This is a genomic window from Rhizobium sp. BK312 (genome assembly GCF_014193605.1).
GTDB lineage: Bacteria > Pseudomonadota > Alphaproteobacteria > Rhizobiales > Rhizobiaceae > Rhizobium.
Genome location: NZ_JACHZP010000001.1, coordinates 902,735 through 918,303, shown reverse-complemented (window position 1 = coordinate 918,303; position 15,569 = coordinate 902,735). Strand labels below are relative to the sequence as shown.

Sequence of the window (15,569 nt, the reverse complement as noted above, 5' to 3'; positions counted from 1 at the left end):
GTGCGAAGAGCCTTTTTGCAGGGTCTTTTGTTCAGGATCAGGCATGAAATCGACATCGCCAGACGCGGGTGCCTTTCCTCCTGGCACCGGGTCCGCGTGGCGGCGGAATGAAGGGAGCCTATGTCACAATATATGATATTGCAAGCATTCGGCTGGGTTCGCGCCGCCAATTTTGACATAAAATCGGCGGCCATTATGAGTTTGTAAGTTACTGAAGTAAAATGGCATTCCTCGGCGTAATTCGGTGAAATGCTATCAGTGGTTGCCTGCGTCCCCTGTGATTCGCGCCAACAGATACTTGAAGCTTAAAACTCAAAATGTATGCATGTGATAATAATAATCACAAACAAAAGGGGCAGACGATGAGCTATGATGCGATCATAGTCGGGGCCGGTCACAATGGCCTGGCGGCGGCGGTGCATTTGGCCGCCAAGGGCTGGAAAGTCGCCGTGATCGAGGGTAATGCGGAGGCTGGCGGTGCAGTCAAGACGCGTGAGGTGACGCTGCCCGGTTTTCGGCACGATCTGTGCGCCATGAACCTCTCGATGTTCGCCGGCTCGGCCTTCTTTGCGCAGTATAAGAACGAGCTTCTGGCCGAAGGGCTGGGCTTCGTGCCCGCCGCGGATTGCTTCGCCAGCGTCTTTCGCGACAACACCTATCTCGGCGTCAGCACCGATCTGGAAAAGACCGCGGGCGCCATCGCCGAGATCTCACCGCAGGATGCAGCCGCCTGGCGCAATATGCTCTCTACATTCGGTGCGGATGCGCCGCATATTTTCGGCCTGCTCGGCTCGCCCATGCCTTCGATGGCCGCCGCCAGGGTCGTGTGGAAGGCATGGCGCGAAAAGGGAATGGGCTGGATTTATGAGACCGCGCGCATGCTCTTTGCATCCCCACGCGATTTTCTCGATGCCCGTTTCCAGAATACCAAGCTCAAGACGATGATGGCCGCCTGGGGGCTGCATCTCGACTTTGCGCCCGACGTCGCCGGCGGTGCGCTGTTTCCCTATCTCGAATCCATGGCCAATCAGGCATTCGGCATGGTGATCGGCAAGGGCGGAGCCGATACGATCATCAAGGCGATGGCGGCCGTGCTGAAGGGCAAGGGCGGCGAGCTGATACTCGGCACGCGCGTGGACAAGATCACGACCTCGGGCGGCAAAGCGACGGGCGTTGTGCTGGCCGATGGACGACGTTACGAAGCGAAGCGTGCGGTCATCGCCAATGTCCATCCGCAGATCCTGTTCGGCAAGCTTCTGGATCAGGATCCGGCGCGCCAGGAGTTTGACGGCAAGATCAAGCGCTTCCGCGCCGGACCAGGTACGATGATGATCCATCTGGCGCTGTCGGGCCTTCCGGATTGGACGGCGGGCAAGGCGCTCCAGAATTTTGCCTATGTGCATATCGCGCCGGATCTCGAAATGATGTCGCGTGTCTATGCCGAGGCGATGGGCGGGCTACTGTCGGCTGAACCTGCCCTGGTGGTAGGCCAACCGACAGCCATCGACCCGTCGCGCGCGCCCGACGGGCAGCATGTGCTTTGGATACAGGTGCGCGTCCTGCCGGCGGAATTCCATGGCGATGCTGCCGGTCAAATCAGCGGCGCGGGTTGGGATGAGATCAAGGATATCTATGCCGAGCGCGTTTTCGATATCGTCGAGCGTTATGCGCCCGGCTTGCGCGGCAAGATATTGGGGCGCTCGGTCTTTTCGCCCGTCGACCTGGAGCGCGAGAACCCGAATCTCATCGGCGGCGACAACCTCTCTGGCAGTCATCATCTCGACCAGAATTTCCTGTTCCGCCCGGTTGCCGGCTATTCGCGATACAAGACGCCCGTGGCATCGCTTTACATGTGCGGGGCCTCGACATGGCCGGGTGCGGGGACGGGCGCAGGTTCCGGTTTCATGCTGGGGAAAATGCTGGCCAAGTGAACGCCATATGACTTGACGTTCAAACCTTTGACATTTCAAATATCGTCCCCTAGATCGCTGGGATTAGCGATGCGGAACGATAGGCCGAGGCGACGTTATGACAGAGTCCGAGAGTGCAAGCGTTGATCTGGAGATCATCGTTCAGGGCGCGCAGGAAGGCAAGAAGCTCGAGCTCCGGCTCTGGCTGCGGATGTTGTCGACGACCAAGCTGATTTCGCAGGAAATCCGCCGCCGGCTGCGCAATGAGTTCGGAGCGACTTTGCCGCAGTTCGACCTGATGGCGCAGCTCTATCGCGAGCGAGAGGGCTTGCGCCTTGGAGAGCTGTCGAAGCGCACCATGGTCACCAACGGCAACGTCACCGGTCTTGTCGAGAGGCTGGAGGCGGATGGCCTCGTGCTGCGTGTGACACCCGATGGCGACCGGCGCGTCACGGTCGCGAAGCTGACGGAAAAGGGCGAGACCCAGTTCAGCGCCATGGCCGCCGCCCATGAAGGCTGGCTGCGCGACATGATGGCGGATGTAGAGCCCGCGATCATCAGCGAGTTGTGGCGGGATATCGGCGAGGTGAAGTCATCGGTGAGCAACCATCTTTCCGGCGCCGATTTCGATTGATGATAAAGCATGTCACGCAAAAGTGTGTAGCGGTTTTGCGGTAGCGACATGCGTCAACGAGGAACTATCTCGCCCGCTCGTCCTTGAACTTCTTTTCGAGCACGCTGACGAGGCGGACCATTGGCCAGAGCAGGATAATGTAGATCAACGCGGCCATGATGAGCGGCGAGGGGTTGGCGTAGAAGCCTTGAGCGTTCTGTCCTTCCTTGAGCAATTCGGGAAGGGCCACAGTCGAAGCGAGCGACGTATCCTTGAACATCGACACGCAGTTGCTCGTCGTCGGCGGGATGACGATACGCACCGCCTGCGGCAGCACAACCTTGTAGAGGGTGATCAGGAAGGGGATGCCGAGGGCTGCGGCCGCCTCGAATTGCCCGCGCGGCACACTTTCGATCCCTGAGCGAAAGACTTCCGCCGAATAGGCGGCAAGCACGATCGAGAAGCCGAGGATCGCCGACCACCACGCGGAAAAGCTGATGCCGACAAAGGGTAGCGCGTAATAGATCAGGATCAGCACGACCAGCATGGGCATGGCGCGCATGATGTCGATATAGGCGATCGTCAGGAGCTGCAAAGGCTTGGGGGCATAGAGGCGGATGAGGCTGATAATGAGGCCGCCGGTCACGCCGATCAGGATGCTGACGACGCCGAGCGCGATGGTCATCCAAAGCCCGCGCAGCAGCTGTGGAAAGGCCGAGATCATGACGTCGGAGTTAAGGAAGGTGTCGACGAAAGACATTGGCACTCCCGCGTGTGAAACGAAGACGAGGTTTCTTGCATCCACGCCGGTCGTTGCGACCGGCGTGGTTTCATTTCGATAATGATCTTTTGATCACGCTTTGGGGATAGGCAGTTCGGTGACGGTGGAGGAGCCTGCCGGCGCCTTGCCGCCGAACCACTTCTCGTGGATCTTTTCCAGCGTGCCATCCTTCTTCATCGCGGTGATAGCATCGTTGATCTTGGCGACGAGCGGCGAATCCTTGGTCATCATCAGGCCATACTGCTCGCCGGTCTTGATGCGATCCTTGATGGCAAAGCCCTTGGTCTTGACGAAGAGATATTGCATGCCGGGGATGTCGCTGACGACGGCATCGATGCGGCCGGCGCCGAGATCGAGGAACATATCCTGCTGCGAGTTGTAGCCCTTGACGTCGGCAAAACCTTGAGCGGCCTTGTTGTCATTGACCCATTTTTCACCCGTCGAGCCCGAAAGCACGCCGATGGTTTTGCCCTTGAGATCGGCAAGCGCCTTGATCGAGCTGCCGTCCTTGGCGGCGACGCCCATATCGGAGTCGTAATAGGGCTGGGTGAAAGACTGCGACTTCAGGCGTTCCGGCGTAATCGTGATGGACGAGATCGCCACGTCGATGCGCTTGGAACTGGTTGCCGCAAACAGGGCCTGAAAGCCGTAGTCGGCGATGTTGGTGGTCATGCCGGCGCGCTTGGCCGCTTCGTTGACGATATCGACCTCGAAGCCTTCGAAGCCGCCATTCGCGGTCTTATATTCGAAGGGCGGGTTGTTTGGATAAGAGCCGACGTTCAAGACATCGGCGGCATAGGCAAAATGGCTTCCGCCGGCGAGGCCGACGGCGGTCGCCAGGATAAGCAGACCGCGACGAGTAATGGACATTTTTTAGTCTCCCTCTGGTTATGGCCGCGGGCTTTTCCTCTCACCCGCGGTGTTCCCGTCCGCCCGACCGGCGGCCGTATCATGTCATCGCGTTGACCATACGATCGAGCGCGATGCGCATCTGTTCGGTTTCGCGGAAGGTGCACATACGCAGGAATGCGCGGGATGCCTCGCCGAAATGGTATCCGGGCGCCAGGCCGACGCGGGCCGTTTCGAGAATGCGCTCGCAAAGCGCCGTCGCATCGGGCTCGCCCTGCAGCGCGAAGAAGGCATACATGCCGCCGCGCGGCTTTTCGGGCAGGATGATGCCCGGTATCTTCGGCAGCTTCTCATAGGCCAGATCGAGGCCGGCCTTGATGCGTTCGCGGATTTCTAAAACCAGCGGCTCGCCTTCGCGCAGAGCGGCAGCGGCACCCGCCTGAACCATGGCCGAGGTGCCGCTGTTGATATACTGCGTCATGGCGCCGAGCTGATCGGCGACGGCAGAGGGGTGCGTCAGCCAGCCGACCCGCCAGCCAGTCATCGCCCAGGCCTTCGAGAAGCTGTTGATCGCGATGACGCGATCGCCGTCCTCGGCCACCTGCAGGATCGAAGGGGCGATGTCGCCATCGAAATAGAGGCGGGCATAGACCTCGTCGGAGATGATCCAGATGCCCGTGCGGCGGCTGAAATCGAGCAGCGCCTGCATCTCTTTGCGCGAGGCGGTCCAGCCCGTGGGATTGGAGGGCGTCGACAGGAAGATGGCTCGGGTGCGGGCATCGCAGCGGGCGAAGAGCTTGTCGAGGTCGAGGCGCCAGTCGGTATCGAAATCGAGTGACACGGCGCGCGGCTCGCCGCCGATCAGGTGGATGGCGTTATGGATATTCGGCCATTGCGGGGCGACGTAGACTACATTGGTGCCGACATCGACGAGCAGTTCAAGCGCCATATAGAGCGCCTGCATACCGCCGGGGGCGACCGTGGTGCGCTCGATCGGGATAGGGCGCTTATGCCAGTGTGTCTGATAGTCGGACAGCGCTTCGTTCAGCGTCGCCAATCCGCGCATATTCGGGACGTAGAAGGTTGCGCCGTCGTCGAGCGTCTTTTTCGCGGCATCGCGGATGAACTCCGGCGTTACGATATCGCCTTCGCCGAACCAGAGCGGAATGACGCCGCCGAGTTCGCGGGCGCGCTTGGCAAGCACGGCGATATTGTCGGTGCGCATGTCCCGGATCTGGGCGCGAATGCCTTCGAGAGCATCGCGGCCCGTCATCACGTTCGGCAGGTTATGCTGCGGTAGAAGAGACAAGAAATTTCCCCTGGGAATTCTGCATTGGAGGGTTCAAACGGCTGCGGTAACTTTCGCTTTTGCAACCCCTCAATTTCGAATGGTTATCCAAAAACAACGGCATTTCAAGGACAAATTTTAAGCTTAAAAAGTCTATCTTCCTGCTCAATTTCGCTTGCCCTTCGAAATGGTAACGCACTGATAGAAATCAGCTTTCCTTGTTCCATGGCGCATGCTTACCTTGTTTTGCGGCATCGACGCCGGCAGCCAGGCTGACGCCCAGAAACATCGTATCGCTTGCCAGTATGAAGAAGCTGATGCCGGCTTCCGACCATGCGCCGACATCGTCTGCTGAAGGTCGAAAGATGCCGACCGCGCGACCGGCGGACAGTGCGGCTTGCGTGATGGTTCTGATCGCCGCATCGAGCCTGTCCTTGCCAGCAGGACCCATGGCGTCGATCGAAACGGAGAGATCGCCAGGACCGATGAAGATGAGGTCGACGCCATCGACGGCGGCGATCTCGGCGATATTGGCAAGCCCTTCGGCTGTTTCGACCTGGATGGCAAGCACGAGTTCGGCATTGGCCTTGGCGAGGTAATCCGGAATACGATAGCCATAGGCGGCAGCACGACCCGGACCGACGCCACGGGCGCCGAGCGGGGGATAGCGGGTGGCCTTGACGACTGAGCGCGCCTGCTCCGCCGTCGAAACACGGGGCACGAGAACGCCTGCCGCACCTGCATCCAGAACGGCTGCAATATCCTCCGCCGCATGCCCGGGCACGCGGACCATGGCCGGAACGCGATGGACATCGGCGGCGCGGATCAGATCCTCGATGCGCTCGCGGCTGATCTGCGAATGCTCCCAGTCGATGCAGAGGAAATCGACGCCTGAGGCTGCCGTGACTTCGATGGCGACGGGATGCGGAATGGCCGCAAATGTACCGACGAGCAGCTTCTGCTCGATACAATTCCGGCGGAAATCGCTCATCGTCTTCCTCATTCTGGCGGTCTCTCAACGAGGTATGGACCGAAAGATACAACTGCGAAACAGCAATCTACTCTGCGTTCAAAACAGCGTTCCGTGCTGTTTGGCGGCAGCACGGAGGCATTGCGGTGGCGGAGTTGTTCGGGCGCCGCCACCGCTCACAGGCACGGTTTACTTGCGCCGCGCCATGATCTCGGTCAGGACCGCGTCAAACCGGGCGATCTCCTCGACTTTGTTATAATGCACCAGCGACACGCGGATGGCACCCGTTTCCATGGAAAGGCCGAGGCGTTTCATCAGGCGCGGTGCGAACATGTGGCCGTCGCGCAGGCCGATGCGCTGCTTGCCCATCTCATCGGCAAATTCCTGCGGCGTGATGCCGGGCATGTTGAAGCAGATGGTGGGCACGCGCTGTTCCAGGCGGGTCTCGTCGGAGATGCCGTATATGGTGGCGCCGTGGTGCTTCAAAACGGCAATCATCTCACGCGAGAGCATAAGTTCGTACTGACGGATCGCGCCCATGGCGGCGGCAAGCGCCTCGCGGCGGCTATGGTTACCGGCAGGCAGGAAACGGCGGCCGAGACCTTCCAGATATTTGACCGCGGCATTCATGCCGGCGACGTTCTCGTAGGTGAAGGTGCCGACTTCGATCTTGTAGGGCGGCACGTCCGGAATGAAGTCTTCCTTGAAGGTGGGAAGCTTGACCAGCGCGTCATAGCGGCCCCAGAGGAAGCCCATATGCGGCGAGAAATTCTTGTAGCCGGAGCAGACGAGATAGTCGCAGCCCCAGGCCTGCACGTCGATCAGGCCATGCGGGCCGTAATGGACGCAATCGAGGAAGGTTTCGGCGCCGGCAGCTTGTGCCAGTTTGCAGACACTAGCGACATCGACGATCGTGCCGATCGAATGCGCCGTGACGGTGCAGGCGACGAGGCGGGTCTTGTCGTTCAGCAGCGGCTTCAGGTCTTCCACATGCAGCGTGCCGTCCTCGCGCATGCGCCACCAGACGATCTTCGCGCCATCGGCTTCCAGCGCCATCCAGGTGGCGATGTTGGCATCGTGATCCATGTCTGTGACGACGATCTCGTTGCGCTCGCCCAGCAGCTTGGCGATGCCGAGGCTGACAAGCCGAATGAAGGAGGTGGCGTTCTGGCCGAACGAAATTTCCTCCGGGCGATAGGCGTTGACCAGCATGGCGACGCTTTCGCGCGCTTCTTCCAGATTGCGGTCGACGCCCTGGCTGTGCTGGTATTTCGCCATGCGCTGGACGTTGAAATCGATGAGGTGATTGGCAACCGCATCAACCACCGACTGCGGCACCTGTGCGCCGCCCGCATTGTCGAGAAAGACGAAATCGCCAGCCTTCCGGATGGCCGGGAACATGGCGCGGATCTCGTCAACCGGGAAGCTGTTGTGGCCGGCAAATTGCGATGCGGAAGGGGCGGAGCTCATGGGGATCTCGCTCTGAATATTGGGATTGAAATCTGATTTTGATCATTTGATCACAAAATACTTTAAGGTTCAACCAAATTTCTTGGTATCTTTCTTGGGGGCTAGCGGCGGCCGGAGCTTGAGCCCTTACGGGGCTCGTCCTGCGTGGCCGGACAATAATCCTGTAGGATTTCGTGGGTGCGGCTGATATCGGCGACAATACCGTCGCGGGCAGCGGAGAAGTCCCCCGCCTTCAAAGCATTGACGATGGCAACGTGCTCGCCGGCGGGATCGAGTTCGCCGCTGCGCATCAAAGGTTCTGCAGAGGCGGAGAGCATGCGCATATAGGGGCCGAAGCGCAGCCACAGGGTCTCGATCAATTGGAGCAGCACCTCGGAGCCTGAGGCGCGATAGATGGTGAAGTGGAACTGCTGGTTCCTGGCCATGAGATCATAGACATTAGCGCCTCGACCGATCACATGCTGCTCCCCGGCGATGCGATCGAGCGTCGCTATGTCGCCGACAGTGAGGTTCGGAAAACCGAGCTCTGCGGCCAGACCTTCGACGGCGATGCGGGCGCGGCAAAGATCGTTCAGCCGGGCAAGAGTAACGATCGGGATGCGGGCCGAGCCGTTGGCTGCGACCTCCAAAGCATTTTCAGCCGCCAGACGGCGCAGAGCCTCACGCACCGGCATATTGCTGGTTCCAAAGGTTTCAGCAAGCGAGGCGATGGTCAGCGTCTGACCGGGATCGAAATTGCCTACCATGAGCGCGTTCCGCAGCTGCTGATAGACGCTCTCCTGGATCGTCGTTCTGGAGGACACCGGTTCCAGGGCTATGCGCACGCTTGCTTCCTCTCCGCTTCTCGGGACTCGTTCATGGTAGAACGAAGGGCGAGCGAAAGGAAAGAGGCCTCTCGGAGTGGCGGTCAGGCTTCCTCGGTTTCCCAGCTTTCGTCATCGGCCGGATCATTCTTCGCCCGAAGCTTGTGTAAGCCGAGCCCAACGCCGATGAGGGCAAGCGCACCGCCGATCGCATGATAGGAATGCAGCTGTTCTCCAAGCAGCGCCCAGGCCAGCGCTGCAACGACGATTGGCAGGAGATTGATCAACAGCGAGGTGCGGCTCGCGCCGAGCCTCTGGATACCGATCATCCAGCAAAGCGGCGCGAGGAGGGAGGTCGGGATTGCAGCATAAAGGATCAGCGGCAGGTTGGCGGTAGTGATCGGTGAGATATCGCCCATCAGGAAAATCGGGATCAGCAGCAAGGTTGAAAAGCCGATCTGCCAGAAAAGCTGCTGCCACATGGGAAGCGGCATCGCCCAGCGTCTCAGCATGACCCCATAGAGCGCATTTGAGAGAACGGCGATGATCATCAGGCCGTCGCCAATGTGGAAGCCGCCATTCACAAGGCGCATCGGATCACCCTGCGATGTCAAATAGACGAGCCCAATCAGCGAGATGGTGCCGCCTGCTAGGCTCGCCACGGTGAGCTTTTCGCCCGCCAGCAGGCCGGCTAGCACCGTCGAAAGAAGCGGCATTAGAGCGATCGTCACACCCATATTGACAGCCGATGTCGTCTTGGCCGCCTCGTAGGCGAGGCTCTGATAGATCACCATGCCGAGGGCACCGAGGGTGGCGAGCTTCAGCCAGTGCTGCCGTAGCAGGGAACGATTGCGCCATGCCGCGCGGCCGACAAAGGGCATGAGCACGAGAAAGGCCAGCAGCCAGCGATAGAAGGAAATCGAGCCCGGCGAAATCAAGCCCGCCGATGCCTTGGTGACGACGGTGTTGCCGGACCAGATCAGCACCGTCAGCAAGGGCGCAAGGCCGGCCGTGCTGACGATGGATGCGGAAGCATTCTGCTCGGTGCTCATGTGAATGGCCTCTCGTCGTCTTGTGGCTTGGGGCGAAACGAAGGAGGGCGGATTGGGTTCGCCATCCCAAAGGCTTTGTACTGCCTGTCCGAATTCTGGTATATAGCGAGAATAAGACAGTCAGTAGCGAAATGAGGACATGTCCAGCAGGCCTCCACGCATCGAGGGCGATCCACCCAACCCGGTTTCCTTCCGAACCGAGAATTACAGAGCGGGTACGGTTTTCCCCAAAAAGAGCCAGCCGTGGGGCGAGCTTAATTATGCGATTACCGGCATCTGCGAGTTCGATATAGAAGGCATGCGCTATCTCTCGCCGCCACATTATGCCATCTGGCTGCCGCCGCAGACGATGCACGGCGCCGTGATCCAGCACGATCTGCGCTATGCGACCGTCTATGTCGAACGCGCTCTTTGCGCGAACTTGCCTGACAAGCCATCGACGCTCAGCATCAGTCCGCTGCTTAAGGCAATCCTGGCGGATTTTGCTGCGCGTGATGTCACCATACCTGAAACAGCCGAAGATTTGCGGCTCGCACAGGTTCTGGTCGATCAGATTCGCCTGGCGCCGCGGTGCGAGAGCTACTTGCCGCTCTCCGACGATCCGTTGCTCGGCCCGTTACTGAGCGCCTTGCAAGCCGATCCTGGGGACCGGCATTCCCTTGCGGAATGGGCGCGCCGGATGGGGACGACCGAGCGCACGCTGTCGCGCCGGTGCCAGGATGATCTCGGCCTTTCCTTCAATGAGTGGCGGCTGCGACTGAAGCTTGTTGCTGCACTGTCGATGATCGAGGCCGGAGAGCCCGTGCACCGGATTGCAACGCAGCTGGGTTACAGCAACGCGTCGGCCTTCATTGCGATGTTCCGTCGGCTCACAGGCACGAGCCCGACGCAGATGCGCTAATCTCAGGCTTCAATCAAAACGATCTCCAGCTTGCGCAGTTCTTCCGGATCGGCCATCGCGTCGATGACGGCAATCATGCCATCTGCATTGAGGGTGCAACGAAGGGCGATGCGTAGCTGTCCGTCGATGACGACGATGGCACCGACCGCGCCGTTGATGACCGCCAATCGGGCTCCCCGCGCACGGCCCTGGAAGGTCTTGGCGACATCCATACGTCCGCGGATTTCGCCAGCGGCCCCCATGCGTGCGGCAACCGCATCCGGACGGAAGACGGCTTCGGGATCGAGGACAGCGAGCAGCGCCTGCAGGTCGCCGTCACGCGAGGCTGTGAAGAAGGCGTCGACGACATGGCGCTGGCGGGTGAGATCGGTCTCCGTCGTTGATGGCGTGTCCTGCACGCGGCGGCGGGCGCGGCTCGCTAGCTGGCGTGTCGCGACCGTCGTGCGCCCTAGAATCGGGGCAATGTCATCGAAAGGGACGTCGAACATATCGTGCAGGACGAAGGCAAGCCGCTCGGCCGGGTTCAGCCTTTCCAACACGACCAGAAGAGCGAGGCCGACGGAGTCCGCGAGCAAGGCATCCTGCTCCGGGTCGGTGCCGTTGCCAGCCTCGTGCACCACGATCGGCTCTGGAACATGGACGGTCAACGGCTCCTCGCGACGGGATTTGCGTGATCGCAGCAGATCAAGACAGATGCGCGCCGTGACAGTCGTCAGCCAGCCGCTTAGATTTTCGACGCCGGACGTATCGCTCCTTATCAGGCGCAGCCATGTCTCCTGCACCGCATCTTCGGCCTCAGCGCGCGAGCCGAGCATGCGGTAGGCAACGGCGCGCAAATGCGGCCGGTTCGCCTCGAATTTCTCTGCCTGCCACTTTTTTTCGTCCATCGGTCACATCTCCTCATCCTCATCCGTCAAACCCATGACGAACGAAATCCGGCCGGTGTGACATCGGATCGGCAGGAAAATGCATCGTCGGGAAATGAGCCGCAACAGGCTCTGATAAATAGAGGAAAGAAACATGCAAGCTCGTATGAAGAACCCAGCCCTCGTTCTGCCTGAAACGCTGCAAGCGCTTCTGACCGTCAGCAATTCGATCAAGGATCAGGGTCTCTCGGAGAATATCATGGACCTCGTGCATCTTCGCATCAGCCAGATCAACGGCTGCAGCGTCTGCACGGATATGGGCTTTCGCAAGCTCCAGAAGGCCGGCGAGACGATGGAACGAATCGTCGGCGTCTCGGCGTGGCGCGAAATGCCCTATTTTTCGGATGCTGAGCGCGCGGCTCTGGCTCTCGGGGAAGCGGCAACCCGGCTTGCCGACCGGTCCGATGCCGTCAGCGACGAGATCTGGAACGAAGCAGCAAAGCATTTCGACGAAAAGGCTCTGTCGGCTCTGATCGTTTCGATCGCGATCGACAATGTCTGGAACCGGCTGAACGCCACGGTCCGGCAGCAGGCAGGCGCATCCTGGAACTGATCGTCCGCAATGAGCGCCACCGTCTTCCCACTGCATGGTCAGAAGACGGTGGTCCGCATTTTCAAGCCTCGCCCACTCGCGAGGTCACCAGCAATTTGGCCATCCAGTCCACGAAGACACGCACCTTGTTGCTCAGGTGCCGGTTGGGCGGATAGACGATATGCAAGGGCAGCGATGGCCGGGTCCAGCCGGAAAGAATGGGGACGAGCTCGCCGCGTGCAAGCGCATCGCGAGCCATGAAGCTCGGAACTTGCGCGATGCCGAGCCCCATCAAGGCCGCCTGGAGATAGCTGCGGCTGTCATTTACCGAAAGAATATAGCGCGGGCTGATTTCCAATGCCTCGTTGCCGTGTTCGAACAGAAACGGAATCGTACGGCCGGTTTGCGCGCGGAAATAGCTGACCGCATAGTGGTTGGTCTCAAGATCTTCCGGCCGTTCCGGCGTCCCATGCTTCTCAATATAAAGAGGGGCTGCGCAGGTGATGAGGTGGATCTCGCCGACGCGGCGGGCGATCAGCGACTGGTCGCTCGGCATGCCGGCGCGCAGCGCACAATCGACATTTTCGGCGAGATAATCGACAAGCCGGTCGCCGACACCGAGATCGATATGGATGTCGGGATAGCGCTGATGGAAATCGCAAAGCGCTGGCATGACGATTTTTTCGGCAAAGGCGCCGGCCATTTCCACGCGCAGGCGGCCGCTTGGCAGGCTCTGCGAATTGCTGATGCTGCCGTCCAGCTCCTCGATCTCCGAGAGGATCTGAATGGCGCGCTCGTAATAGAGCGCGCCATCGGTCGTCACCATGACGCGCCGTGTGGTACGATTGAGAAGCTTGGCGTGCAGATGCGCCTCAAGCGACTGGATGAGCGTCGTCACCGTCGCTTTCGGCATGGAAAGGGCTGCCGCGGCGCGGGTAAAGTTACCCGTCTCCACCACACGCGCGAATGCCCGCATTGCTGACAACTGGTCCATTCCATGATGCCCCTCGGCCGAAAATGAAGAGGCCGATTGTTTGTTATTCTGAATAGTCTGATCGAATGTAGGCTACTTATTCTCAGAGCGGAATAACAATATGTTGTTTCGTAAGTTGTTGCAATGCGGCATGGGGGCGCCAAAGACCGCATTTCGAGAATATGGTCACAAAGCGTGGTAAACCGCTTTTTGGATTGGGACATATTCGCTCGAGCAGACAGGGATTTGGGTTGATGAGTGCGCCGTGGAAAGATGTTGTGCTGGAAAACGTGCCTACGGGCCCGGTGGCAGCTCGGATCTACAACGGTGATGGTTTGAAGAAGGCGGCGCCGCTGGTGCTTTACCTGCACGGGGGAGCCTTTCTCGATACCGACCACGCGACCAACAGACCGGTGGCGGCAAGCCTCGCTGAGGCAGGCGCCATCGTGGTTGCAGCGGATTATACGAGCTGCAATCAGAATGCTTTTCCGAAGGTGCTGGAATGCGCTTACGGACTTCTCGCCTACCTCAGCAACAAGCGGAACATGCTTGCGCTGGGCGGGGCGAAAAAATCGCTGCTGTTTGTCGCCGGTGAGGAATCGGGTGGCAATGTCGCAGCGGGCGTCGCTTTAAAGGCGCGCGATCAGATGCCCGGTTCGTTGGACGGACAGGTTTTGATATCGCCTTTGCTTGATCCCTTCATGGGATCGAAATCTTTCCTCCAGGCGGAGGAAAGCGGCATGCGCGAGCGCTGGACGGAGGGTTGGAACCGTTACCTGGGTTTCCTGGGCGGTGTCTGTCACCCCTATGCAGCGCCTCGATACTGTTCGCGGCTTTCGGGCCTCGCGCCGGCATTGGTGCTCACGGCCGAGGACGACCCGCTCCGCGACGAGAGCATGGAATACGGCAGTCGGCTGAAAGCGGCTGGCGTCCGTGTTCGCCAGCAAGTCCTTCCCGCCGGGACAGGCTGGCCCACCCTCTATGGCGGGCAGTCGAAGGACAAGCCTTCGTGGCAGCAGGATATCTGCTGTTGTTTCAAGGGTTTTGTCGAAGACGTGCAGGCTTGATCGACTAGGAGATCCCGTTCGCGAGGGATGAGCGCGGACTAGATCTATGTCGAAGGCATGAGACCGGAGCGATGGTCACGCGGATGCGCGGTGCTTCGGCCCCTGATTTTATTGAGACGATAGGAATTTGCGGTCCCGTATCCCAAGACGGGGCCAAAGGAGAGACTGACATGAAGTCCAACGATAAGCGCTGGGCCCTGTGGGGTGCTGGCATGGGTGTTGCTGCGGCTGTTGCAGGCGCGGCCTTCTATCTGGATCTGCCGCGCGGCGCCCAGGCAACCGAGGCGGCAAGCCAGGCTGCGAAGCCGGCGATCCCCGTTACGGTTGCCGCTGTCGAGCAGCGCGACGTAACCTCCTGGCAGGAATTTTCCGGCCGTCTGGAGGCTATCGACCGTGTCGAGATCCGTCCGCGTGTCGCCGGGGCGATTCAATCAGTGCATTTCCGCGAAGGCGCGCTGGTCAAGCAAGGCGATCTGCTTGTGACGATCGATCCGGCGCCCTATGAAGCGGTGGTTGCCCAAGCTCAGGCGCAGGTCGGGGCGGCAAAAGCCAAGCTCGATCTCGCCAAAGTCGAAATCGATCGCGGCCGGAAGCTCTTCGACAACAAGACGATTTCGCAGAGCGACATGGATACCCGCACCAGCAACTCTGCCGAGGCAGAAGCCAATCTGAAGGCAGCGCAAGCGGCCCTTCAGACTGCGCAGCTGAACCTCGACTATACGCAGGTCCGTGCCCCGATCGCCGGTCGGGTCGGCAAGATCGCCGTTACCGTCGGCAATCTCGTGGCGGCCGGCTCGACGTCGCCGGCATTGACGACGCTGGTTTCGGTCGATCCGATCTATGCGAGCTTCAGCGCCAACGAGCAGACCGTCACCCAGGCTCTGGCCGAACTGCCGACAACCGGAGGCGCTTTTCCGCCGGTCGAGCAGATCCCGGTTCAGATCGGTACGGCAAGCGACAATGGCACGCCGATCAAGGGCAAGTTGCAGTTGATCGACAACGAGGTCGATGCGGCGAGCGGCACCGTCAGCGTTCGCGCCGTCTTTGATAATCCGGGCGGCCGTCTTATCCCCGGTCAGTTCGTGCGGGTCCGTATGGGTCAGCCGAAGGCCGAGAATAAGATCGTCATTGACGATCGTGCAGTCGGCACCGACCAGGATAAGAAGTTCGTCTTCGTCGTGGATGGCGAGAACAAGGTCAATTACCGGCAGGTCCAGCTCGGATCGCTGGTCGACGGCCAGAGGGTGATCGAGAACGGCCTGAAAGCCGGCGAAAAGATCGTCGTCAACGGGTTGCAGCGAATCCGTCCCGGCGCAGTCGTCGTACCGCAGTTGGCCGAGAAGGTTGCGACCGCTCAGTAAGACTTCGCCTTCTGCCCGTGGGCAGAAGGCCGATATTCCGAAATCACATGATCCGCCGGCGGCTCTCAAATCG

The 15,569-nt window shown here is 60.1% G+C and carries 15 protein-coding genes; 6 read left to right on the top strand and 9 right to left on the bottom strand.

Features of this window, described 5'->3' with window-relative positions; genetic code table 11:
* Positions 1-362: 362 nt before the first annotated feature.
* Positions 363-1,931, top strand: a complete 1,569-nt coding sequence (locus FHT85_RS04425; RefSeq protein ID WP_112411466.1) for a phytoene desaturase family protein — start codon at positions 363-365, stop codon at positions 1,929-1,931.
* Positions 1,932-2,028: 97 nt separating this feature from the next.
* On the top strand, positions 2,029-2,544 hold the full coding sequence (locus tag FHT85_RS04420; protein WP_112399212.1) for a MarR family winged helix-turn-helix transcriptional regulator: 516 nt from the start codon (positions 2,029-2,031) through the stop codon (positions 2,542-2,544).
* A 64-nt stretch (positions 2,545-2,608) separates the two neighbouring features.
* Here FHT85_RS04420 and FHT85_RS04415 read toward each other — a convergent pair whose 3' ends face one another.
* The 7 genes from FHT85_RS04415 to FHT85_RS04385 form a co-directional block, all read right to left on the bottom strand.
* Positions 2,609-3,283, bottom strand: coding sequence for an amino acid ABC transporter permease (locus FHT85_RS04415; RefSeq protein ID WP_112411467.1), 675 nt, complete (start codon positions 3,281-3,283; stop codon positions 2,609-2,611).
* Between the two features lie 93 nt (positions 3,284-3,376).
* On the bottom strand, positions 3,377-4,174 hold the full coding sequence (locus FHT85_RS04410) for an ABC transporter substrate-binding protein (protein WP_112399211.1): 798 nt from the start codon (positions 4,172-4,174) through the stop codon (positions 3,377-3,379).
* A gap of 79 nt (positions 4,175-4,253) precedes the next feature.
* Positions 4,254-5,462, bottom strand: coding sequence for a pyridoxal phosphate-dependent aminotransferase (locus FHT85_RS04405; protein ID WP_112411468.1), 1,209 nt, complete (start codon positions 5,460-5,462; stop codon positions 4,254-4,256).
* Between the two features lie 187 nt (positions 5,463-5,649).
* Entirely contained in the window at positions 5,650-6,432 is a 783-nt protein-coding gene (locus tag FHT85_RS04400; protein ID WP_112411469.1) for an HpcH/HpaI aldolase family protein, read from the bottom strand.
* A gap of 168 nt (positions 6,433-6,600) precedes the next feature.
* Positions 6,601-7,881 carry a cysteine desulfurase-like protein gene (locus FHT85_RS04395; RefSeq protein WP_112334965.1) on the bottom strand — a complete coding sequence of 427 codons (1,281 nt, stop codon included), beginning with the start codon at positions 7,879-7,881 and terminating at the stop codon, positions 6,601-6,603.
* A gap of 101 nt (positions 7,882-7,982) precedes the next feature.
* Positions 7,983-8,705, bottom strand: a complete 723-nt coding sequence (locus FHT85_RS04390) for a GntR family transcriptional regulator (RefSeq protein ID WP_112334964.1) — start codon at positions 8,703-8,705, stop codon at positions 7,983-7,985.
* Between the two features lie 83 nt (positions 8,706-8,788).
* Positions 8,789-9,736, bottom strand: coding sequence for a DMT family transporter (locus tag FHT85_RS04385; protein ID WP_112411470.1), 948 nt, complete (start codon positions 9,734-9,736; stop codon positions 8,789-8,791).
* 139 nt (positions 9,737-9,875) lie between these two features.
* Here FHT85_RS04385 and FHT85_RS04380 point away from each other — a divergent pair, with 139 nt between their 5' ends.
* Entirely contained in the window at positions 9,876-10,637 is a 762-nt protein-coding gene (locus tag FHT85_RS04380) for an AraC family transcriptional regulator (RefSeq protein WP_112411471.1), read from the top strand.
* 2 nt (positions 10,638-10,639) lie between these two features.
* On the opposite strand, the gene FHT85_RS04375 is transcribed toward FHT85_RS04380, so the two are convergent.
* Positions 10,640-11,524 carry a sigma-70 family RNA polymerase sigma factor gene (locus tag FHT85_RS04375; protein ID WP_112411472.1) on the bottom strand — a complete coding sequence of 295 codons (885 nt, stop codon included), beginning with the start codon at positions 11,522-11,524 and terminating at the stop codon, positions 10,640-10,642.
* Positions 11,525-11,657: 133 nt separating this feature from the next.
* Between FHT85_RS04375 and FHT85_RS04370 the strand changes: the two genes are divergently transcribed.
* Positions 11,658-12,116 carry a carboxymuconolactone decarboxylase family protein gene (locus FHT85_RS04370; RefSeq protein WP_112411473.1) on the top strand — a complete coding sequence of 153 codons (459 nt, stop codon included), beginning with the start codon at positions 11,658-11,660 and terminating at the stop codon, positions 12,114-12,116.
* Positions 12,117-12,177: 61 nt separating this feature from the next.
* On the opposite strand, the gene FHT85_RS04365 is transcribed toward FHT85_RS04370, so the two are convergent.
* Positions 12,178-13,089 carry a LysR family transcriptional regulator gene (locus tag FHT85_RS04365; RefSeq protein ID WP_112399208.1) on the bottom strand — a complete coding sequence of 304 codons (912 nt, stop codon included), beginning with the start codon at positions 13,087-13,089 and terminating at the stop codon, positions 12,178-12,180.
* 233 nt (positions 13,090-13,322) lie between these two features.
* Here FHT85_RS04365 and FHT85_RS04360 point away from each other — a divergent pair, with 233 nt between their 5' ends.
* Complete coding sequence (locus FHT85_RS04360) at positions 13,323-14,135, top strand: alpha/beta hydrolase fold domain-containing protein (protein ID WP_112399207.1); 813 nt, start codon at positions 13,323-13,325, stop codon at positions 14,133-14,135.
* Positions 14,136-14,305: 170 nt separating this feature from the next.
* Complete coding sequence (locus FHT85_RS04355) at positions 14,306-15,496, top strand: efflux RND transporter periplasmic adaptor subunit (RefSeq protein WP_112411474.1); 1,191 nt, start codon at positions 14,306-14,308, stop codon at positions 15,494-15,496.
* The last annotated feature ends 73 nt before the right edge of the window (positions 15,497-15,569 follow it).